The organism is Alicyclobacillus sp. SO9, from assembly GCF_016406125.1.
Classification (GTDB): domain Bacteria; phylum Bacillota; class Bacilli; order Alicyclobacillales; family Alicyclobacillaceae; genus SO9.
On sequence record NZ_CP066339.1, the window covers coordinates 2,769,135 to 2,788,648 of the forward strand.

22 protein-coding genes are annotated in these 19,514 nt (G+C 48.6%); 1 reads left to right on the top strand and 21 read right to left on the bottom strand.

Annotated features, from left to right (window positions below):
• Positions 1-3 precede the first annotated feature (3 nt).
• The 7 genes from GI364_RS12815 to spoIIAA all read right to left on the bottom strand — a co-directional run bounded on the left by GI364_RS12815 (position 4) and on the right by spoIIAA (position 3,861).
• Positions 4-150 (bottom strand): hypothetical protein, encoded by a 147-nt coding sequence (locus tag GI364_RS12815; RefSeq protein WP_198849685.1) that lies wholly within the window; start codon positions 148-150, stop codon positions 4-6.
• A gap of 112 nt (positions 151-262) precedes the next feature.
• Positions 263-613 carry a stage V sporulation protein AE gene (spoVAE, locus tag GI364_RS12820; RefSeq protein WP_198849686.1) on the bottom strand — a complete coding sequence of 117 codons (351 nt, stop codon included), beginning with the start codon at positions 611-613 and terminating at the stop codon, positions 263-265.
• Complete coding sequence (gene spoVAD, locus GI364_RS12825) at positions 610-1,653, bottom strand: stage V sporulation protein AD (protein ID WP_198849687.1); 1,044 nt, start codon at positions 1,651-1,653, stop codon at positions 610-612. Before spoVAD ends, spoVAE begins: the two co-directional genes overlap by 4 nt.
• 15 nt (positions 1,654-1,668) lie before the next feature.
• Positions 1,669-2,127: a stage V sporulation protein AC gene (gene spoVAC, locus GI364_RS12830; protein WP_198849688.1), complete on the bottom strand. Its 459-nt coding sequence runs from the start codon at positions 2,125-2,127 to the stop codon at positions 1,669-1,671.
• A gap of 147 nt (positions 2,128-2,274) precedes the next feature.
• The gene (gene sigF / locus GI364_RS12835; RefSeq protein ID WP_198853997.1) at positions 2,275-3,030 is read right to left on the bottom strand and encodes an RNA polymerase sporulation sigma factor SigF; all 756 of its coding nucleotides are present in this window, start codon (positions 3,028-3,030) and stop codon (positions 2,275-2,277) included.
• A 16-nt stretch (positions 3,031-3,046) separates the two neighbouring features.
• A complete protein-coding gene (gene spoIIAB, locus GI364_RS12840; protein ID WP_198849689.1) occupies positions 3,047-3,511 on the bottom strand; it encodes an anti-sigma F factor in 465 nt (154 codons plus the stop codon).
• Positions 3,512-3,516: 5 nt separating this feature from the next.
• Entirely contained in the window at positions 3,517-3,861 is a 345-nt protein-coding gene (gene spoIIAA, locus GI364_RS12845) for an anti-sigma F factor antagonist (protein ID WP_198849690.1), read from the bottom strand.
• Between the two features lie 203 nt (positions 3,862-4,064).
• Here spoIIAA and GI364_RS12850 point away from each other — a divergent pair, with 203 nt between their 5' ends.
• Positions 4,065-5,306, top strand: a complete 1,242-nt coding sequence (locus GI364_RS12850) for a helix-turn-helix domain-containing protein (protein ID WP_198849691.1) — start codon at positions 4,065-4,067, stop codon at positions 5,304-5,306.
• Positions 5,307-5,496: 190 nt separating this feature from the next.
• Here the strand turns inward: GI364_RS12850 and GI364_RS12855 are convergent, their stop codons facing one another.
• The 14 genes from GI364_RS12855 to GI364_RS12920 form a co-directional block, all read right to left on the bottom strand.
• Positions 5,497-6,759 carry a D-alanyl-D-alanine carboxypeptidase family protein gene (locus GI364_RS12855; RefSeq protein ID WP_233095775.1) on the bottom strand — a complete coding sequence of 421 codons (1,263 nt, stop codon included), beginning with the start codon at positions 6,757-6,759 and terminating at the stop codon, positions 5,497-5,499.
• A gap of 134 nt (positions 6,760-6,893) precedes the next feature.
• A complete protein-coding gene (locus GI364_RS12860; protein WP_198849692.1) occupies positions 6,894-7,088 on the bottom strand; it encodes a DUF1540 domain-containing protein in 195 nt (64 codons plus the stop codon).
• Between the two features lie 65 nt (positions 7,089-7,153).
• The gene (locus GI364_RS12865; RefSeq protein WP_198849693.1) at positions 7,154-8,335 is read right to left on the bottom strand and encodes a phosphopentomutase; all 1,182 of its coding nucleotides are present in this window, start codon (positions 8,333-8,335) and stop codon (positions 7,154-7,156) included.
• A gap of 24 nt (positions 8,336-8,359) precedes the next feature.
• Entirely contained in the window at positions 8,360-9,247 is an 888-nt protein-coding gene (gene xerD, locus GI364_RS12870) for a site-specific tyrosine recombinase XerD (RefSeq protein WP_198849694.1), read from the bottom strand.
• A gap of 106 nt (positions 9,248-9,353) precedes the next feature.
• On the bottom strand, positions 9,354-9,602 hold the full coding sequence (locus GI364_RS12875) for a hypothetical protein (RefSeq protein WP_198849695.1): 249 nt from the start codon (positions 9,600-9,602) through the stop codon (positions 9,354-9,356).
• A 20-nt stretch (positions 9,603-9,622) separates the two neighbouring features.
• Complete coding sequence (locus tag GI364_RS12880) at positions 9,623-9,943, bottom strand: RNHCP domain-containing protein (RefSeq protein WP_198849696.1); 321 nt, start codon at positions 9,941-9,943, stop codon at positions 9,623-9,625.
• A gap of 43 nt (positions 9,944-9,986) precedes the next feature.
• A complete protein-coding gene (gene spoIIM / locus GI364_RS12885; RefSeq protein ID WP_233096169.1) occupies positions 9,987-10,634 on the bottom strand; it encodes a stage II sporulation protein M in 648 nt (215 codons plus the stop codon).
• A gap of 77 nt (positions 10,635-10,711) precedes the next feature.
• Entirely contained in the window at positions 10,712-11,884 is a 1,173-nt protein-coding gene (locus GI364_RS12890; RefSeq protein WP_233095776.1) for an endonuclease Q family protein, read from the bottom strand.
• Positions 11,881-12,456 (bottom strand): NUDIX hydrolase, encoded by a 576-nt coding sequence (locus tag GI364_RS12895; protein ID WP_233095777.1) that lies wholly within the window; start codon positions 12,454-12,456, stop codon positions 11,881-11,883. The genes GI364_RS12890 and GI364_RS12895 overlap by 4 nt, the downstream gene beginning before the upstream one ends.
• An 11-nt stretch (positions 12,457-12,467) precedes the next feature.
• The gene (locus tag GI364_RS12900; RefSeq protein ID WP_198849698.1) at positions 12,468-13,898 is read right to left on the bottom strand and encodes an amino acid permease; all 1,431 of its coding nucleotides are present in this window, start codon (positions 13,896-13,898) and stop codon (positions 12,468-12,470) included.
• A gap of 99 nt (positions 13,899-13,997) precedes the next feature.
• Entirely contained in the window at positions 13,998-15,107 is a 1,110-nt protein-coding gene (locus tag GI364_RS12905) for a M20/M25/M40 family metallo-hydrolase (protein WP_198849699.1), read from the bottom strand.
• Between the two features lie 91 nt (positions 15,108-15,198).
• Positions 15,199-16,740: an acyl-CoA carboxylase subunit beta gene (locus GI364_RS12910; RefSeq protein WP_198854001.1), complete on the bottom strand. Its 1,542-nt coding sequence runs from the start codon at positions 16,738-16,740 to the stop codon at positions 15,199-15,201.
• Positions 16,740-17,585 (bottom strand): methylmalonyl-CoA epimerase, encoded by an 846-nt coding sequence (mce, locus tag GI364_RS12915; protein WP_198849700.1) that lies wholly within the window; start codon positions 17,583-17,585, stop codon positions 16,740-16,742. The genes GI364_RS12910 and mce overlap by 1 nt, the downstream gene beginning before the upstream one ends.
• Positions 17,586-17,647: 62 nt before the next feature.
• Positions 17,648-19,306 carry an acyl-CoA mutase large subunit family protein gene (locus GI364_RS12920; protein ID WP_198849701.1) on the bottom strand — a complete coding sequence of 553 codons (1,659 nt, stop codon included), beginning with the start codon at positions 19,304-19,306 and terminating at the stop codon, positions 17,648-17,650.
• Positions 19,307-19,514: the final 208 nt, after the last annotated feature.

Genomic DNA, 19,514 nt, shown 5'->3' on the forward strand with positions numbered 1-19,514 from the left:
CAATTATGCCGTCTTAGCCGCTTTCGGAATGGGAACCCGCTGCCAAATTTGCGCAAGATGCGGCCAAATTGGACGGACTACTCCAATAAATGTCTGGAACATACCAAAGTACCGAAACAGTCTTGGGAGAAACATAAGGACGTTCATCATCTTACTCCACCTCTTTGCTCGGTTCGCTGGTGTAGCATATGCCAACGGTGTAAGAAGAGAATGGGCACTTTTTGTAAGGGAGGGGATAGCGCTCTTTTTCTGTTTCGTCACACTATCCCCGCGGTCGAGCAAGAATGCCTGCCAGGAAAGCGAAAACAATCGCTGAAGATATTCCAGCACTCGTCACCTCAAAAATCCCTGTCACGATTCCAATCAAACCGTGTGCATGTGCTTCAGCCAATGCACCATGGACTAATGCATTTCCGAAGCTGGTTATTGGGACTGAGGCACCGGCCCCCGCGAACTTAATTAGAGGATCATAGAGGCCCAGCCCGTCAAGAATAGCGCCAGCGACCACAAGCCCTACCATGACTTGACCTGGATTTAATTTGAAAGTGTCCATTACAATTTGGCCAATGGCGCAGATTGCGCCGCCAATAACGAACGCCCACAAAAAAATCATGACTTCGTCCCTCCATCTGTGTTTTCTGCGCTCACCCGTTCGAACGCCACGGCATGACAGATACCGGGCACAGTCTCCCCTTGTTGTACCGTGACAGAAGATAATAGTGCACCTGTCGCGCAAACCAGCATTCGATTCCAGACGCCGGAAGACAGGTTGTCAAGCAGGTGTCCAAAAGTAACAAGCGAACAGCATGCACCACCACTGCCGCCTGAATACACCTCTGGTTGCTCTCTGTCATAGATGAGCATGCCGCAATCTGTCAGACGTTCACCAAGGTCCATACCAGCGTCACGAAACATTTCGGCCAAAAGTTCATGCCCGATGTAACCAAGGTCGCCCGTAGCAATGCAGTCGAAGTCTTTCGGTTTCATCCCGCTCTCCCGGAAGAACGCTTGAATGGTATCAAAGGCTGCCGGAGCCATAGCCGCTCCCATCTCCCATGGACTGCTGATTCCCATATCGACTAACTTACCGATTGTGGCATGTGTGATGCGCATTTCGCCAAAGGGTTTGCTGCCCAGCACAACGACTCCCGATCCAGTCACCGTTCGCTGCGCTGTTGGCGGCTTCTGGACACCATATTCGGTAGGATATCGAAACTGCCGCTCAGCCGTACTGTTGTGGCTTGACGTCCCTACAAGGGCATAATTTACGTTGTTGCTGTCAATGGCCATCGCTGCAACAGCCAGGGATTCTGTAACGGTGGAGCAGGCGCCATAGGTCCCAATGAGTGGAGTTGAGTATGCGCGCAATCCAAAGTAAAAACTGCTCAGTTGGGCATTTAAATCACCGCCAACAATCAGGTCCAAATCTCCATCTGAGAGGCTGACCTTATCGAGAGCGATTTTTGCTGCACTTTCAAACAGTTTCTGTTCCGCTTTCTCCCAAGAAGGTTCACCAAAGTGATCGTCTGAAATCCGCAGGTCAAAGTCGGTTCCCAGAGGACCTTTCCCTTCCACCGTTCCAGCAACTGTCCCTGTCGCCAACACACTGGCGCCGCGGCTGAATTTCCACGTTTGCCTGCCAACCTTGGACACGCTCTGATGCCTCCTTTAGTAATGGGTAACAAGGTAGCGAATCAGTGAAATAAAAAAGGCACTTACCACACCGTAGACAACTACAGGCCCGGCTAATTTGAACATATTGGAGCCAATTCCACTAATGAACCCCTCGCTCTTGTATTCCATAGCTGCAGACGCCATGGTGTTCGCAAAACCGGTTACAGGAACAGCACTTCCAGCCCCGGCCCAATTGGCGAATTTATCATATACGCCCAATCCAGTGAGAATAACGGCCATTAAGATCATAACAGCTACAGTTGGATTTCCTGCGTCCTTGATGGAGAAGTGTCCGTAGTGAATAAACAAGTTTTGAACGACCTGTCCAACTACACAGATTGCACCACCGACCATATATGCCCTTATCGTATTGCGAAAGATGGTCCGAGCCGGTCTATGCTGTTTGACGAACTGTCCGTACGCTTTCTTGTCGTTCAAATACCGCGTTGTCACGCAACCCACCTCCCTTGAAATCTCCTGTAGTTTGTCCGGAAATCAATTCAGTCAAACACAAAAAACCTCCACACACTGTGGAGGTCGACTGTCTAAGAGTAACACAATGTACACCATCTATTACAGACAAACACACATTTACCGCATTTATTCCAACTGTTCCTTAATGTACCGTAAGATACGTTTTTCGAGCCTCGATACCTGGACTTGTGATATGCCTAAAACACCTGCCACATCCGACTGTGTTTTGTCTTTGAAAAATCGCAAATAGACAATCAGGCGTTCCCGTTCAGGCAGATGATTTAGCGTATCATGCAATGCAATCTTGTCAAACCAAACCTCATTGTCATCATCTGCAATTTGGTCCATCAGGTAGATCGGATCTCCATCATTTTCAAATACTGTCTCATGGATTGACGCGGGTGAGCGCAATGCCTCTTGCGCAAACACGACTTCCGAAGGTTCTATCTGCAAGGCTTCCGCAATCTCGGAGATAACGGGTTGTCTGCCGAGCTCCTTAGCCAAATCATCACGAACATGTCGTATTTTTTTGGCTGTTTCCTTCAGACTTCTGCTGACTTTCACAGTGCTGTCATCTCGCAGGAACCTCTGAATTTCGCCAATAATCATGGGTACAGCATATGTAGAGAATTTTACTTCATAAGACAAATCAAACTTGTCGACTGCTTTCATTAAGCCGATACAGCCGATTTGAAACAAATCGTCCGGCTCATACCCTCGGCCAAGGAACCTTTGGACGACAGCCCATACCAAACGCTGGTTGGACAATACCAGTTGGTCTCTAGCATCAGATTGCCCTGATTGGCTTCTGGCAATCAAATCTCTGATTTCTTCGTCAGAGTACTTGTGCGATCGTTCCGCTGCTCCGTTTGCATGATCCATCATGTAGGACTCCCCGTCACTGTTGCTGCGAAGGCTCACTGATGAACTTGCGCATCAGAACCCTCGTGCCTTGTCCAGGATTAGAGTCAATCACAAGTTCATCAACAAAGTTTTCCATTATCGTAATGCCCATTCCGGAGCGCTCTAATTCAGGACGTGAGGTAAATAAGGGTTGTCGCGCCTCTTCAACGTCAGCAATGCCTGCGCCGAAATCGGTAATAAGTACTTCGATAGTCCCTTGATATAGACTACACTCCAATCGAACCTTGCCTTCATTGCTCTCGTAGCCGTGAATAATCGCATTCGTCACAGCTTCAGACACAGCTGTTTTCAGTTCCGTCAACTGGTCGAGTGTTGGGTCAAGCTGCGCGGCGAAAGAAGCCACACTGACTCTGGCCAGAGACTCGTTTTCTGACCTGCTAGAGAATTCCAATGTCATATAATTGTCTACAGCTGTGGGAGTTTGCTGATTTCCCGCCATTATCTTCAGCTCTCCTTCACAAATTGGATTGCCATATCTTCGGTTTCAAACAGGGGCAAAATCTTGAGAATACCGGATAACTCGAAAATCTTACGAAGACTCGCCGTGACTTCGCATAAGGCCATCTTCCCAGAATGCTGGCTAACGCTGCGATACCTGCCCAAAATCAGACCCAAAGCTGAGCTGTCCATAAAGTCAATGTCGCGGAAATTCATGACTAATCCACGGTAGTCCGTTTGTCTCAACTGTTCTTCAATCTCATCACGAATGCCTTCAACAGCGTGATGGTCGAGTTCGCCGCGAAGTTGAACCACTAGTACACTGTTGTCCACTTGTGCCGTCATGTTCATGGGTGTGTCCCTCCCCGTTGGTGGTCATGTTCTCATGGTGTAGTTTACAATCTTTTAGCTCAAACTCCTGCACCGTCGACGAAACTAGTGTGAATAATTATAAATTCGGCAAATTCCGCACTCACCTTGCCTTCTCAATCTCTCAACCAAGTAGTACAATGGGGAAAAGTCGAAATGGTGGTTGAATTTGGAGAATGGATAGCTTGGGAGCCAAAATTAGAATGTTGCGTAAGGCACGCCACATGACGCAGCAAGAACTGGGCGGTACTTTAATCTCGGCCAGTATGGTAAGCCAAATTGAAGCAAACCGAGCGCTGCCGTCGGAAACCGTACTTGAATCTATCTCGAAAGCGCTGGGAGTCTCCAAAAGCTTCTTCAAAGATGAGTTTCATGTTCATGAGAGTACCCAACGATACAGACGTGCAAAAACTCTGATGGATGGGAATCAGTATCACGAGGCGTTGGAATTGTATGTAACGCTCATTGCTTCTCCGCCGCCGCAAGTGCGTTTGTTTACGTTATACACTGAGACTGCCCAATGCTATCAGCACATAGGCGATCTCGAAAATGCAACACAAATGTACAACTATGCCGCTGAAGCTGCGCTTGAATCTGATGAAGCGGCCGTTGCCGTCCACTCATACTACCAATTGGGAACGCTGCAACGAAAGAGAGAAAAGCTCCGGCTGGCTCGTATGTACTGGTTTCGTGGTCAGCAGTTGCTGCTGCGACACAAAGACTTGAAAATGCCCATCTCAATGAAAATTCATGCAAATCTTGGACGCATTTTATACATGTTGGGGGAATACAGAGCTGCATTTGAAAGCTATCAGCATGCCCTCGACGAAGCTCAGAACTACTCAGCAACTTTGGATCTGGCCATTGTGTACCACGGCTTAGCCAACGTGCGTGTCAAACTGCGCGAATTCGGGAAAGCCACCGAAGATACAAATCGTGCGGTTGCGCTGTATGAATCCGTACGACATATGCGAGGCCGAAATCAGTGTAAAATCAATTTAGCCGTTATCCTTAGAGAAAAGCAAGAGTACGAGCAGGCCCTTCAAACAATTGATGAATGCTTAAAGGATTCGGAATTCAGCCAAGATACCTTTCGTCATGCATTCGCTCTGTCCGAACGCGGGCTTTGCTTGGTAAAACTAAACCGGATAAACGAAGCCATTCAAGACGGTGTCCAAGCCACCTTTATGGTTCAATCGGACCGACAGCTTCAGAGCAGTCTGTATCTTGCTTTGGCACATATTTATTACAATGCTCAAATGCCGGCGAAAACACTGGAGGTTGTTAGTAAAATTCTTGAACTCGGCACCTCCGGTTTACCGTATGACGAAAAGAAGCAACTTTATGGTTTGCAGTTGGAATCGGATTTGCAAGTACGACAACTTGCAGGCGCAATTAGCGCTGGCGTAGATTATTTGCAAGTCTAGCCTCACATTTCCGGAAAAATAATAGAAATCGATGAAGTTCTCGACAATGAGTAATAAATCGACACAAATCTATGTGTTCGTGTCGATTTATCATCCTGGCACTTTCGAGCTTGCCATCAGTCAACGGCGTCAGTCAATCACGAGTCACAAACCGTTTTGACCGCTTTGAGGTCTGTTCCAAAGCACCGGGTCAGTGTTTGCCAAACGTGAACAAGTGTTTTGTGGTCTGTCCGATACTTTCGAAGAGGTTCGCCTTTCTAACGCTCTGTGCGGATACCAACGTTGCTGAGGCAACCACGTCATCATCATTCACAATTTTCAGCGTACCAACCTTTTGCCCTGCTTTAATCGGTGCCTTCAATTTATTCAGTTCCACTTGAGTTTTATAGTTTGGCTTTTCCCCTTTTTTGTGTATGACACCTACCGTGTCGGAAGTTTGAATGCTAACTCTTTCCGGAACCCCGTGTGGAACGCGAACCTGCCGAATCACCTGCTGGGGTTGATAAAGAATTTTGGACGTGTATTGACCAAAGGTCCAATCGAGCATCTGTGTAATTTCCCGGTTCCGAATGGTAATTTTAGGCTCACCCATGGCAACAGCAATCACTCGAAATCCTTTTCTTTTTGCTGTGGCTGACAAACAGTACTTCGCCTCTGACGTATAACCTGTTTTAAGTCCGTCCATTCCATCATAGAAGCGAACGAGTTTGTTCGTATTGACAAGCCAAAGCGGATGACTGGAGTTTTCGCGCAGATAATCACTGTACACGGAAGTCCATTTTGTAATCTGCTGGTGCTGTAACAGTGCCCTGGACATGACGGCAACATCTTTTGCAGAGCTGTAATGATGCTCAGCGGGCAGACCATTACAGTTCACAAAATGGGTGTGATTCATGCCAAGTTCCTTCGCACGTTGATTCATCTTTTTCACAAACTCCGACTCTGTGCCCGCCATATGCTCAGCGATGGCTACGCAAGCATCGTTCGCTGAGGCCATGGCAATACCTTTCATCATGTCATTCAGCGACATTTTTTCTCCCGGCTCAAGGAAAATCTGCGAGCCGCCCATGCTTGCTGCGTGTTCACTAGCGGTAATTGTGTCAGTCAATTTCAACTGACCTTTTTCAATGGCTTCCATGGCCAACAGCATGGTCATAATCTTTGTGATGCTCGCCATGGGTAATTCCTTATTCGCGTCTTTTTCAAACAGCACTTTTTTTGTTGCAAAATCCATAATCACTGCAGACTGTGCATTTTCGGCTAAGTCCGTGTCTTGTTTCTCACTGGACACTGGCTTATGTGTTCCGGATTGAAGCACAGGAGGATGAATGTTAACTTCAACTTTATCTGCAGATTGTGAACTGGCAAAAGCAGATACCGGTGTGAACAACAAGGCCGTAGCACAGCTAACTGCTACGGTAAACTTGACGCTTCGGCTCCCCTTCTTTTGCAAAACAGTCACTCCTTTCCCTAAGGTCGTGATTTTGCGGTCACCTTAGCTTGCACAGTTTGTAAAGTCTTTATAGGCTGTAAGAACAAAGATAAGCATGGAAATAAACGTAAAAAAGCGAGCCGTTTGGCTCGCTGTTAAGACTCTATATTCGGCTGTTCAGAATCATCCCTGTGAACATAATTCCGATAAATAAACGTTTGGCACAGGGTTCCTTTGCTGGTTCCTACAATATCGCTTCCGTTCGTCATGACCTCAATCGAATCAGCGGAACAGGATTCCCTGTCATTGTATGCACATTCTTCAACGTAACACCGGACACCTTTTGGCATCTTTCATCCCCTCCCCATCTATAGAATGGGCGGAATGAAAGCTGCTATACCTGAGACTTATTCCCTCACCACAACTTTGACAACACGCTTGTTCCAGTGGAAGCTGCGGACGACGGCAGTGAAAAGTATTCGGCAATAGTAGCGCCAATGTCCGCAAATGTCTCCCTGTCACCCAACGACACGGACCTTGTCATCGTCTTGTTAAAGAGCAGCAGCGGTACCCATTCACGAGTGTGGTCTGTTCCTGGGACCGTCGGGTCACAACCGTGATCGGCCGTGATACACAGCAAGTCATCATCTCGAAGCAAGTCAAGGACTTTTGTCAACTGCACATCAAACTCCTCGATGGCCCTTCCAAAGCCTTCTGGATTGTTACGATGACCGTAGAGTGCATCAAAATCAACAAGATTTGCGTAAATTAGACCGCTATCCTGGACTTGCATCCGCTCCACCAATTGATTCATTCCATCCTGATTGCTTTCCGTATGTATGGCCGTGGTAATGCCTGATCCGCCGTAGATGTCACTGATTTTCCCAATTCCACAGACCGGTAGTTCATGACGCTGCAGCGTATTCAGAACCGTATCTCCGAACGTCAGTGAAAAATCTTTGCGCCTGTGCGTCCGTTGGTAAGCTCCTTTAGAACCCGTAAACGGACGTGCAATCACACGACCCACCCCATGCTCACCAACCAGAATGGAGCGAGCATACCTACACCAGTCATACAGGGTGTCTACAGGTACGACAGACTCATGTGCGGCAACTTGAAAGACACTGTCTGCAGACGTGTAGACAATAGGCCGTCCAGTGTCCTCGTGCAATGGACCATATTCTTCGATGACAACCGTTCCTGAGGCGGGCTCGTTACAAAGCACTCTCTTTCCGGTATAGTCTTCAAACGGCTTGATGACTTCTCGGGGGAACCCATCGGGATATGTGGGCAACGGGTTTTCAAGGATTACTCCGACAAATTCCCAGTGGCCATTGGTGGTATCCTTGCCGTACGACACTTCACGCATTCTGCCATAGGCGCCCGGCTTGAGAGACTTTGGAACACCGTCAATCGGTGTAATATTCCCAAGTCCAAGCTGTGCTAAATTTGGTACATTCAAACCGCCCAATGCGTCGGCGACGTGGGCTATTGTATTGCTCTGCTCGTCTGCTGCTCCGTATCTTTCGGCGTCAGGTGCTGCCCCTATACCGACACTATCCAAGACAATCCAAATGCAGCGTTTGCGAGTATCCATCCTCATTCCCCCCAGGTGTCTGAATTACGCGCGAGGATGAGCCGTCGCATACACTTCTTTCAAACGTCCTCGCGTCACATGTGTATAAATCTGTGTTGTCGAGATATCCGCATGACCCAGCATTTCTTGAACTGACCGTAGATCCGCTCCCCGTTCCAGTAAATGAGTTGCAAACGAGTGACGTAGAGTGTGCGGTGTGATGTCTTTCGTAATGCCGGCAGCCTGACTGTATTTTTTTAACAGTTTCCAAAACCCTTGCCGTGACATCTGCTCACCCAAATGATTTAAAAACAATGCTTCAGTCTGATGCTTACGCAGTAACTTGTCCCTGCTGCCATTCAGATATCCTCGCAACGCACCTTGGGCCACATCACCAATAGGAATAATTCGCTCCTTTGACCCCTTGCCCATACACTTCAAAAATCCTGCCGATAAATTTACATCAGAAATTTGAATTGATATCAGTTCGGTCACGCGGATGCCAGTTGCGTACAGTAGTTCCAACATGGCTTTGTCTCGAATTCCAGATGCCGAGGCCGTGTTTGGCGCACTCAACAGCCGTTCAACTTCGTCCACAGTCAACACCTTTGGCAGACGCTTTTCAATTTTTGGTGTTTCTACATGAACGGTGGGATCCGCTTCTATGACTTCTGAGCGAAGCAAGTAATGATAAAAAGACCGCAAGCTTGCCAGATTCCGGGACATGGTGGAATTGGCTCTCCCGCAGCTTTGCAGGTAGGACATGTAACCTAATAGATGAGTGCGATTGGCCTCAAGCAGTCCCGTAGACGACAGCTTTTTGAGGTAAACAGCAAAGGAGGTTAAATCGCGTTGATAGGATTCAAGCGTGTTTTTTGATAAACCTCTCTCTACAGATAAGTAATCAATGAAACCAGATATCCATTCCGTCATGTGCAGTCCCTCGATTCCCCGGTATCACGTCTTCCTTGGTATTCCACACGTCGGGTCAAAGTCCTGCCTCAAATCGACAAAGGTTCTCATTACCAAAGGTCGCATGTTAAACTGCTCCAAATCTCCAAAAATCGATAATTTCATTTTCCAACTTTTTTTCCAAACTGACAACTCGCTGGTTTCCGATAGCCTTGCTGACCGAAACGTATGGCTTTTGCGGAGTTTTATAGGGATTAGCTGGCGCATATCTAAGAATAAAATGCCATCCGGCAAAAATGGCAGCGGCCACTATGCAGAATGTCAAAAAGGCGGAAAACATCGTTCCAATCGATTGACCTGAACTGTCATTGCTCATTGAAACGCCCCCCTTACGCTCTAGCCATTTTTCATAATAGCAAGCGCTGTATCCATTGAATCTGGCTGTAACTCATCTTCAAAGTCCAATACATTTCGTTTTTCCGTCCCGCAGACAAGACATCTGTGAACCACTTGATAGCCTTTTTTCGGATTGTAAAGGACGGCTACCGGTTTCATGAGTCCACCGCAGTCCGCGCTTCTGTCACCGGGATTGTCGTCGAGATGAACCGAATACAGACACTGCGGACAATGGTTACGACACGACTTCGCCGACGGCTGTACATGTTTTCCACAATGACTGCAGACAAAACCTTCGTTGATGTCCGTAAACTTGCGCACCGATTCAAATCCTTTCAGGTTGACTTAGCTTCTCTCGAGGCCGCTACTTACCAATTAAAACCGCTGACAGTAAGTGAGGCATTACAAACGCCTGCAGGCCGGCACTAACCATCAGTCCTGCAGCACACAAAACGTATAGTCCAGTATATCCCAAGAACCTGATTGACAATGTAGTCAACGATTCAGTTTTTTGCAAAATTCTTGAGGAAAATCGAACAGCCATCACACCTGCGACGAGTAACACCAGAATAGAAATAAGCTGGTGAGTAAAAATACCCAAGCCAGCAAGAACGAGCCCTTTCCAACCGAACTGAATGACCGTAAAACCCACTGCAAAGCCTACACTAAAAGACCGTAAAAACAACACCACCGCAACAAAGGGAAGACCGATGACAGACACACCGAACAACCACAGCAACCCGAGCACCTGCAGGTCACCTGTTACACGCTGCCACCACAAATCAGAAGGGCTTGCCAACTGATGATGTGAAATGGCATTTAGCAAATTGTTTACAGAAGCAGATAAAACTGACACATCACTCTGGTTCAATTGGCCGGCTACAGCCCCTCCAAATAACAAACCTATGGCACAAATACCGATTAGAAACATCCACACATGAATGTGAGGTTCTGCTTTGTGTTTAATGGTAGACCATGATTCATAGAGATTCACTTTCAGCGGAACTGCCATTGCCTTCACAAGACATCCCTCCGGACTGTACAAGTTCTCTATGAATCTATGCGCAGCCAAAATCTTTTATGTCCCGTTCAGGATTCAATGACTTTTCCGTAAGTTCCCCCTCCGCCAATCCTGTAGCGTAAGTTTCCATCTCGGGCCGCAATTATCTTGTATGCCAGTTTCTCTCCTACAGTGTCTGCTAATTCAGTCTCATTCGCTTCATGCAGGACCTTCATTTCTGACCCAAACGTTTCTATCAGTTTCACTCTCGTTTTTGGCCCCAATCCAGGAACAAACTCCAACGGAATCTGTGACTGATACGGCGGTCGATGGGATGGGTGCTGCGGAGTGTTCAAGTCTCGTAGTTCAAGCCATCTGTCATAAACTCCCTTCGTTACGGAGGAAGACCCGCAATTACGACATGTCGTATCTCCTGAGGCACACGGCTCCCCGCACGCATTGCATGTGGTGCGGTGGTATTTTCCCAGTTTGGGCTCAAGACCGTAGTTCGCTGCCACGGCCCGCCCCATCTCGCGACGAAGGGCTTTTCTCACTTCTTCAAAACTGAGGTCTTCGTCCACGTGCAGTGCATTGTATTCTCTTGCAATTTTTGCTAGAGAGTGTGCATCGGAATTGGTAAGGAAAGTATAGTCCGAGAGTTCGCTGATGGAATCGGCCATGTCTGTATTCGCGGACAATCCAAGTTCAATCGCATCGACACCGTCCGTATCCAGTATTTCTGACAAACGGTTGACACAGCTTCCGTAAAGCCCCTTGTGGGGCGTGAAAGCATGGTGAACAACGAAGATGCCATTTCTATCATCCACTTGTTCCTGCAACTTTGCTGCGGTTGTTCTAGCCTTTTGTGAAGATAGATTTACGTTTGTCTGAACTGTGGCTAACCACATGGAAAAGTCGCGGGCTGCGGCCAAGGTAGGAAACCAGCACCCGAAGTGGGCGGCACCACCCTGCGGACCTGAAATTTCCACTTCCGCTCCCGGAATCGCCAAGAGCCGGCTCTGGTATAGATATCCGCCACACTGTGTCAGTTCAAGTTGACCCATGTCAATTAGACTTTGAAAATCCGCCTGTACACTTGGACAAACGCCGTCAATCACCGTCACGATTTGCAGCCCTTTCTCGTGTAAAGCATGTTCCAGAAGGTCCTTCAAAGTCAGGTTTTTCGCTGCCGTAATTTTCACGGGTTGATGGTGTGAAAAACCGATGTGAATGTGGAAATCTGCATAAGCCGTCTTCATCATGCTTGGAATTGCCTTTCGAGAAGCCACCATTGAAATGCAATCAGTGTTTTTGCATCTGACAATTGCCCTGTATCTACAAGCTCTTTAACTTTTTGTTTACTGATAGACTCCACCTGCAAAAACTCATCGTCATCCGGCTCGGAGTCCCCCACTTGCAATCCCGTGGCATAAAACAACGTAATTTCTTCATCCGCAAAGCCCGGACTTGTGTAAAATTTTGCAATCTGCTTCAATTCTGTACAACTGTATCCCGTTTCTTCCTTCAACTCACGGATTGCACACACTTCAGGCTCTTCTCCCGGCTCCAGCTTGCCAGCAGGGATTTCCAACTGAACCTTGTCAATGGGATTTCTCCACTGATGAACGACCAGCAGACCGCCATTGTTGTCCTCAGCAAGGATTCCAACGGCCCCCGGGTGCCGCACAATGTCGCGAGTCGATTGCTTCCCGTTCGGCAACTGGACTGTCAGTTGATGAAGGGAAATCATGCGTCCCGTGTATAGCTCAGTCACATTCAACGTTTCTTCCGTCAGTTGTCTGTAATCGACTTCCTGTCTTTTCGTAGAGCCCACGTTTCAACACCTCAATCTTCGTTAGCGTCCTCTGTAGCTGCTGCTTTACTGTGTCGCGCAAACAACACATAAGATATGCTCAAAAGCGCGAACACCGCCGCGCAAAAGTAAAATCCTACACGTTGATCATGCTGTGTTAAAGCATACCCTGTCAAGACAATGATGGACAGCATTGTGACAACCGTAGATATCGGCTGACCAAAGGCCAATGAAGAAAGAAAGTGATTGTCTTCGTCTGTCTTAATCCTCCAACTGAGAAACGTCCACAGGATGACAAACCAATTGAAGAACGTAAAGAAACTGGATGCACTCACCAGAAAACTGTAAACGTTTGAAGGTAACAAATAAGACGCGCCTATGGCAACTGCAATGCAAGCTGCTGTAAACACCAACGCCCACATTTCAACGCCGCGGCGGTCGCGCTTCGTCACAAAGTGTGGAGCCTCCCCAGTCGTCCCTAGATTACTCAAAATCTGGCCAGCTGAAAACACAGCTCCTGTCATGACGCTGAATGAAGACACAAACACAACTCCATTAAACAGCGATGCGACCCAGTGCAAACCCACGTCTTTCCACGCGACAACAAAGGGACTTGCTTTCGTACTGACCGTATTCCACGGCTCAATCATGAGCAACAGACCAATGGAGAGAATATATAACGCCGCCAAGATGATGACGGTCCCCCACGCCGCTTTGTCAATCCCTTTTGGATTTTTGAGTTCAGCAGCTGCGGTACCAAAGACTCCAATTCCAGCATAAGCAAAGATGACAATGAGAATAGACTGCATCAGACCAGTAAATCCGTGGGGAAAAAAGCCTCCGCCGGGCCCCAACAACGGATGGACAACAGGCGACGCACCAGTTGCGCTTGGCCCCATCATCCGACTCGCAACGAAAAAACCCAAATAGATAATGAAACCTGCCAGTGCACCAATTTTCAAGACACTCATGATAGATTCTACTTTACCGAAATTTTTTACACCAAACGCATTCAACACCAAAATTCCGGCACTGTAGACACTCACTAGAATCCACGAGGCGATGTGCGGAAACCAGAGTTTCGAGAAGACCGACATCGCCACTGCCTCACTGGATATTGTGAGGATACTTGTCAGGTAATAGGTCCATCCTTGAAGAAAGCCCGCAAAACGTCCCATGTACATGTCCGCAAAAACCTTGAAAGAACCTCGAACGGGGTGGTTTGCCGCGATTGAAGTCAGAGACCCTGTTACTTGGGCGGTTACAATTGCACCAAGCAGGAAAGCCAATAAGACACTGGGACCTGCCATTTTTATCGGTAGGCCAGACCCCAGAAAAAAACCAGCACCAATGATACCGCCAACGCCAATAAATATCAGTTCGCGAGTCGAGAGACTGCCATGCCCCTCTTCTCCTGAAGATCCCGCAGGCATGTGTGATAACCTAGCCTTAGATTTCTGCAAAAAAACGCCCCCTCCGTCACAAGCTCATGGTGTAGTATGCTGTGACGAAGGGGGAAATATGCGATTGCGTGCCATGAGAAGAGTCGCTCACACGGCTGCCTACGCCAAGTCAAGAAATTCTATGATGACATTAGCAGCCTTCATGATATCATGAACGGAAACATGTTCCTTTGTTGAATGGATATCCTCATAGCCTACTGCAATATTGATGGTAGGAACTCCTAATGCCGTGTAGATGTTCGCGTCACTGCCTCCGCCGCGCTCTACCGCATGAACCTGAAGCCCCGCATTGGCAATGGCTTTTTCGGCCATTTGACGGACAGCATCCGTTTCTTCAAACCGAAACCCGTCGTACATGACTTTGTGTTCAAATGACACTTCTGCGTGGGCCTTTGCTGCTGTATTTGCGAAGGTTTCCTCTATCTGTGCGATAACTGAATTCAAACTATCTGTATTTAAACCGCGGGCTTCACCGAGTAGTGTAACTTTATCTCTGACAACGTTCGTCGGGCCGTCGCCAACGAAGCTGCCCACGTTAACTGTTGTCCCCTTATCCAGCCGTCCATGAGGCATTTTTGCAACGGCCTGGGAAGCAACCTTTATTGCACTCACGCCCTTTTCCGGGGCCACGCCGGCATGAGCTGACTTACCTCTAAACTCCGCCTGCCACTTTACCTGTGTGGGTCCGGCAACAATCAAAGTACCGGGGGCGTCTCCCGAGTCGAGGGATAGACCTAACCTTGCGTTGAGTTGACTGGCTTCCAGCTGTTTTGACCCTTGCAAGCCTTGCTCCTCACAAACCGTCAAAACAATTTGAATTGGACCGTGGTCTCGCCCGTTCTGCACAATTTCACGCAAGGCACTGACGATGGCTGTCACACCTGCCTTATCGTCAGCACCGAGGACGGTATCACCGCTGCTCCTCACGACACCGGAATCGTCAATCTGCGGCATTACGCCAATTCCTGGCTGTACTGTGTCCATGTGTGCTGCGAGTAATACCGGTGTCCGGTCCAAGTTTCCAGGAAGTGTCGCAATGAGATTACCTTGTTCTCCCTGCAACCGCTTGCCCGCATCATCCTCTGTAACAGTACACCCCAATTGCTCCAACAGTTCCCTGCAACGATCTGCCATGGCCTTTTCGTAAAATGACGGGCTGTCAATCTGAACCAATTCAAGAAACAAATCACGAACATCTTCAAAATTCATAGAAAGCCTTCTTTCTGTATGTCTCCGCGTAGAGTCAACACGTAGTGAATCCATTCATGTGTCTACCATTGCAACCCGTCGTTGACCCAGATTAAAGCGGAATATTGCCGTGTTTCTTCGGCGGGCGCGTCTCCCATTTATCAGCAAGCAGCTGAAGGGCTTCATATAACTTCCGTTTGGTTTCACGGGGGTCTATAACGTCGTCAACCATTCCTGCCCCAGCCGCAATGTAGGGGTTTGCGAACTGCTCGCGGTATTGTTCAATTCTCTCCGATCTCGTTTCTACAGGATTGTCACTCTGCGCAATCTCTCGTGCATAAATAATGTTCGCTGCACCTTCCGGGCCCATGACCGCTATTTCCGAAGCCGGCCAAGCATAGACTAAGTCTGCTCCGATAGCCTTACTGTTCATCGCAACATACGCGCCTCCGTATGCTTTGCGTAAAATCACAGTAATTTTCGGTACAGTGGCTTCTGAGTATGCGTACAGAATCTTTGCGCCGTGGCGAATGATACCCCCGTGCTCCTGCTTGATACCCGGAATAAAACCTGTTACATCTTCAAGTGTAATCAGCGGTATGTTAAAGGAGTCACAAAACCGAATAAACCGGGAAATCTTGTCAGATGAATCAATATCGAGTCCGCCGGCCATAAACTTTGGCTGGTTTGCAATGAGACCTGTCACGTAACCCCCTATTCTCCCAAAGCCAATGACAGCATTCCGGGCAAACAAGGGTTGTACCTCCATAAAATCCTCATCATCAACAAGGCGAGCAATGACATCCTTAACATCGTAGACTTTGCTGCCGTTGACAGGAACCAGGTTCATGAGTTCCTCATCCGGTTCGATGTTTTCAGCGTGATGACTGTTTGGCGGAGACTGCTCGTGGGACGATGGCAGGAACGACAGTAGACGTCGAACACTCTTTAGTACATCCTCTTCCGTTTCAGCGGTAAAATGAGCGACGCCACTCTCGGCTTCCTGGACCCGCGCCCCTCCCAAGTCTTCACTCGAAATCTTCTCTCCCGTTACGGTTTCGATAACCTTCGGTCCTGTAATGAACATCTGGCTTGTCTTCTCAACCATGAAGATAAAATCGGTTATGGCCGGAGAATAAACTGCTCCGCCGGCACATGGACCCATGATGACTGAAATCTGTGGAATGACTCCAGAATAAATGGAATTCCGATAGAACACGTGTCCGTATCCGTCCAAGGACACGACACCTTCCTGAATTCTTGCCCCGCCAGAATCGTTTAGTCCAATAACTGGGGCTCCATTCTTCACAGCCAAGTCCATCATTTTTGCGATTTTCTGGGCGTGAACCTCTCCCAATGCTCCGCCGAATACAGTGAAATCCTGCGCAAATACGAAAACTGTACGGCCCTCAACTTTACCATAACCAGTCACTACACCTTCTCCAGGTGCCTCCACAGCTTCCATACCGAAGTACGACGTTCGGGTTTTGGCAAAGGAATTGATTTCACGAAATGTTCCCTCGTCCAACAGCAAGTCAATTCGCTCTCTTGCAGTTAGTTTACCCTTCTCATGCTGCTGCAGAATTCTTTTATCACCGCCGCCAAGTTCCACTTTTCTTCGCTTGTCCTGAAGTTCGTAAATTTTATCCTCCATCATGGCGCGTGTACCTCCTCTGTCGTCAACTGACAAAATTCAACTAATACACCGTTTGTATCTTTTGGGTGGACGAAACCAATGAGTTTACCTCGTCCCCCAAACCGCGGTTTCTTATCTATGAGCCGAAAACCTGCCTGCTCGGCTGCAGCCAGTGCATCAGCAGCATCCTTTACTTCATAAGCGATATGATGAAGTCCGCCGCCTTTTTGCTGTACAAACTTTGCGATGGGACTGGACTCGGCAGTTGGCTCCAGCAATTCGATGTGAACATCACCAGCTTTGACAAAGACGGCTTTCACTTGCTGGTCATGAATCACTTCTTCGTGAACGACTGACAGCTTCAGAACTTGTGTATAAAAGGGTAACGCGTCGGCAATGCGGGGAACCGCGATGGCGACGTGATCGACCTTATTGGTCAAACCGACCTCTGTGTCCTCTCCCAGACTATCAAAACGCACATGGCTGCGAATAAATTCGGCCACTTCTTGAATCTTTGTGCCAGGTGTGAAAACCTCGGCAATCCCTTGTTCCAGCAAGGCTTTCCTATCCTCATCGGGAACGACGCCTCCGCCGATAACAAGAATGTCCTCTGCCTGACGTTCGCGCAAGAGGCGGACGACTTCCGGAAAGAGTTCCATGTGCGCGCCTGACAAGCTGGAAAGCCCGATACACGCCACGTCCTCCTGAATGGCAGTTGCTACAATTTGCAGAGGCGTCTGTCTCAATCCAGTGTAAATTACCTCAAATCCTTCATCCCGAAGACCCTGCGCAATTACCAAAGCCCCTCGGTCGTGTCCATCCAGACCCGGCTTCGCCACAAGCACTCGGATTGGCTGTGCCATGTTTCATCCTCCTATCAATCAAGCGGCTCAACAGCGACTGAGTGCGTCGCTTTGTATAACGCCTAGTACAATGGCGGCGTGTACTCGCCGAAGACATCCCTTAGCACATCGCAAATTTCGCCGGTTGTTGCATAAGCGCGAACAGCGTTCAAGATGTAAGGCATCACGTTTTTTGTTCCTTTGGCCGCCTCTCGCAGTTCATCCAGGCTGCGCTGCCACTGGTCCTGTGACCGCGTCGCCCGCAGTTCGTTCAACTGGGCTTTTTGCTCTTCACTCAAGCGCGGGTCTACCTTTAGCAAGTCCGGCTGTACTTCGTCCTGTATTCGAAAATCGTTTACGCCCACCACAATCTCATCGCGGTTTTCAATACTCCGCTGTGTTTCATAGGCTGCACGATGAATTTCCTTTTGCATGTACCCTTGTTCAATGGCTGAAACAGCTCCGCCGAGTTCATCAATATAATCGATATACGATGCAGCACGGCGTTCCAGTTCATCTGTGAGAGACTCAACATAATAGCTTCCCGCCATGGGATCGACCGTTTCAGAGATACCGTTTTCATATGCGAGAATCTGCTGGGTTCTCAGCGCGATACGTGCGGATTGTTCTGTCGGCAGAGCCAAAGCTTCGTCTCGCGAGTTTGTGTGGAGACTTTGAGTTCCACCCAACACTGCGGACAGGGCCTGAACCGCTACACGAACAATGTTGTTATCCGGCTGCTGGGCCGTCAAAGTGCTGCCCGCAGTCTGGGTATGAAATCGAAGTTGCATGGATTTCGGATGGACTGCACCAAATCTCTCTTTCATGATTTTGGCCCACATGCGCCGCGCTGCGCGGAATTTTGCGATTTCTTCAAAAAAATTATTGTGAGCATTAAAGAAAAATGAGAGCCTCGGAGCAAAGGAGTCTACTGGCAGCCCGGCATCGATAGCAGCCTCAACGTAGGCAATGGCGTTGGAGAGTGTAAATGCCAATTCCTGAACTGCCGTTGATCCCGCTTCGCGTATATGATAGCCGCTAATGGAAATCGTGTTCCACTTCGGAACATTTTCAGCACAGAATTGGAAAATGTCTGTAATGAGTCTCATGGACGGCTTGGGTGGAAATATGTAGGTTCCTCGTGCGACGTATTCCTTTAAAATGTCGTTCTGAATTGTGCCTGAGACTTCATCCCAGGAGACACCCTGGCGCTCTGCTACAACGAGGTACATGGCCAGCAGAACTGCCGCAGGTGCGTTAATTGTCATTGAGGTGCTTACCTTATCCAGTGGAATCTCATGCAGCAGTGTCTCCATGTCCAGAAGTGATGATATAGAAACGCCGACCTTGCCGACTTCCCCTTTCGCGAAATCGTGACTGGCATCGTATCCAATTTGAGTTGGTAAGTCAAAGGCCGTGCTAAGTCCAGTCTGTCCTTGCTCCAACAGGTACCGAAAGCGCTTGTTCGTCTCCTTTGCCGAACCAAATCCGGCATATTGACGCATCGTCCACAGCCGCCCCCGATACATCGTGGGTTGTCCTCCCCGGGTATAGGGATAGTCACCGGGGAACCCTAGTTTCTCCAAGTACTCCTCCTGCGACTTGATGCCGTCCTGAGGAGTATAGACGCGGCGAATCGGGATGCCAGAATGAGTGTAGAACTCGTTCTTCCGTTCAGGCCGCTTTCGGACCCTCTCGTCGGTCCTTTCGCTCCAACTGTTCATCGCCTCATCAAACCCCATCGGGTTCCCTCCCAACTATCTTATAACACCTGACAATAAAATGAGTGCCAACGCCGATTGGCTGATGCCAGCGGCGACCAAACCCGCCTCAGTGGCGGTTGCGACCGACGACTCCGCCAGCAATCCACACAAGTCCCATCGCAACTACAGCAATACCAGCCATAACGCCGCCTGCTACAGTCATGTTTACAACCTCCCCTATGCTCGA

Excerpts from the sequence above, each read along its gene's own strand:
- spoIIM (WP_233096169.1), bottom strand. The coding sequence starts at position 10,634 with ATGGCAGTTCCGCTGAAAGTGAATCTCTATGAATCATGGTCTACCATT.
- spoVAE (WP_198849686.1), bottom strand. The coding sequence starts at position 613 with ATGATTTTTTTGTGGGCGTTCGTTATTGGCGGCGCAATCTGCGCCATT.
- spoIIAA (WP_198849690.1), bottom strand. The coding sequence starts at position 3,861 with ATGAACATGACGGCACAAGTGGACAACAGTGTACTAGTGGTTCAACTT.
- GI364_RS12890 (WP_233095776.1), bottom strand. The coding sequence starts at position 11,884 with ATGATGAAGACGGCTTATGCAGATTTCCACATTCACATCGGTTTTTCA.
- sigF (WP_198853997.1), bottom strand. The coding sequence starts at position 3,030 with ATGGATCATGCAAACGGAGCAGCGGAACGATCGCACAAGTACTCTGAC.
- mce (WP_198849700.1), bottom strand. The coding sequence starts at position 17,585 with ATGGCACAGCCAATCCGAGTGCTTGTGGCGAAGCCGGGTCTGGATGGA.
- GI364_RS12905 (WP_198849699.1), bottom strand. The coding sequence starts at position 15,107 with ATGAATTTTGAAGATGTTCGTGATTTGTTTCTTGAATTGGTTCAGATT.
- xerD (WP_198849694.1), bottom strand. The coding sequence starts at position 9,247 with ATGACGGAATGGATATCTGGTTTCATTGATTACTTATCTGTAGAGAGA.
- GI364_RS12860 (WP_198849692.1), bottom strand. The coding sequence starts at position 7,088 with ATGCCAAAAGGTGTCCGGTGTTACGTTGAAGAATGTGCATACAATGAC.
- GI364_RS12910 (WP_198854001.1), bottom strand. The coding sequence starts at position 16,740 with ATGGAGGATAAAATTTACGAACTTCAGGACAAGCGAAGAAAAGTGGAA.
- GI364_RS12875 (WP_198849695.1), bottom strand. The coding sequence starts at position 9,602 with ATGAGCAATGACAGTTCAGGTCAATCGATTGGAACGATGTTTTCCGCC.
- GI364_RS12815 (WP_198849685.1), bottom strand. The coding sequence starts at position 150 with ATGATGAACGTCCTTATGTTTCTCCCAAGACTGTTTCGGTACTTTGGT.
- GI364_RS12865 (WP_198849693.1), bottom strand. The coding sequence starts at position 8,335 with ATGGATACTCGCAAACGCTGCATTTGGATTGTCTTGGATAGTGTCGGT.
- GI364_RS12920 (WP_198849701.1), bottom strand. The coding sequence starts at position 19,306 with ATGGGGTTTGATGAGGCGATGAACAGTTGGAGCGAAAGGACCGACGAG.
- spoIIAB (WP_198849689.1), bottom strand. The coding sequence starts at position 3,511 with ATGGCGGGAAATCAGCAAACTCCCACAGCTGTAGACAATTATATGACA.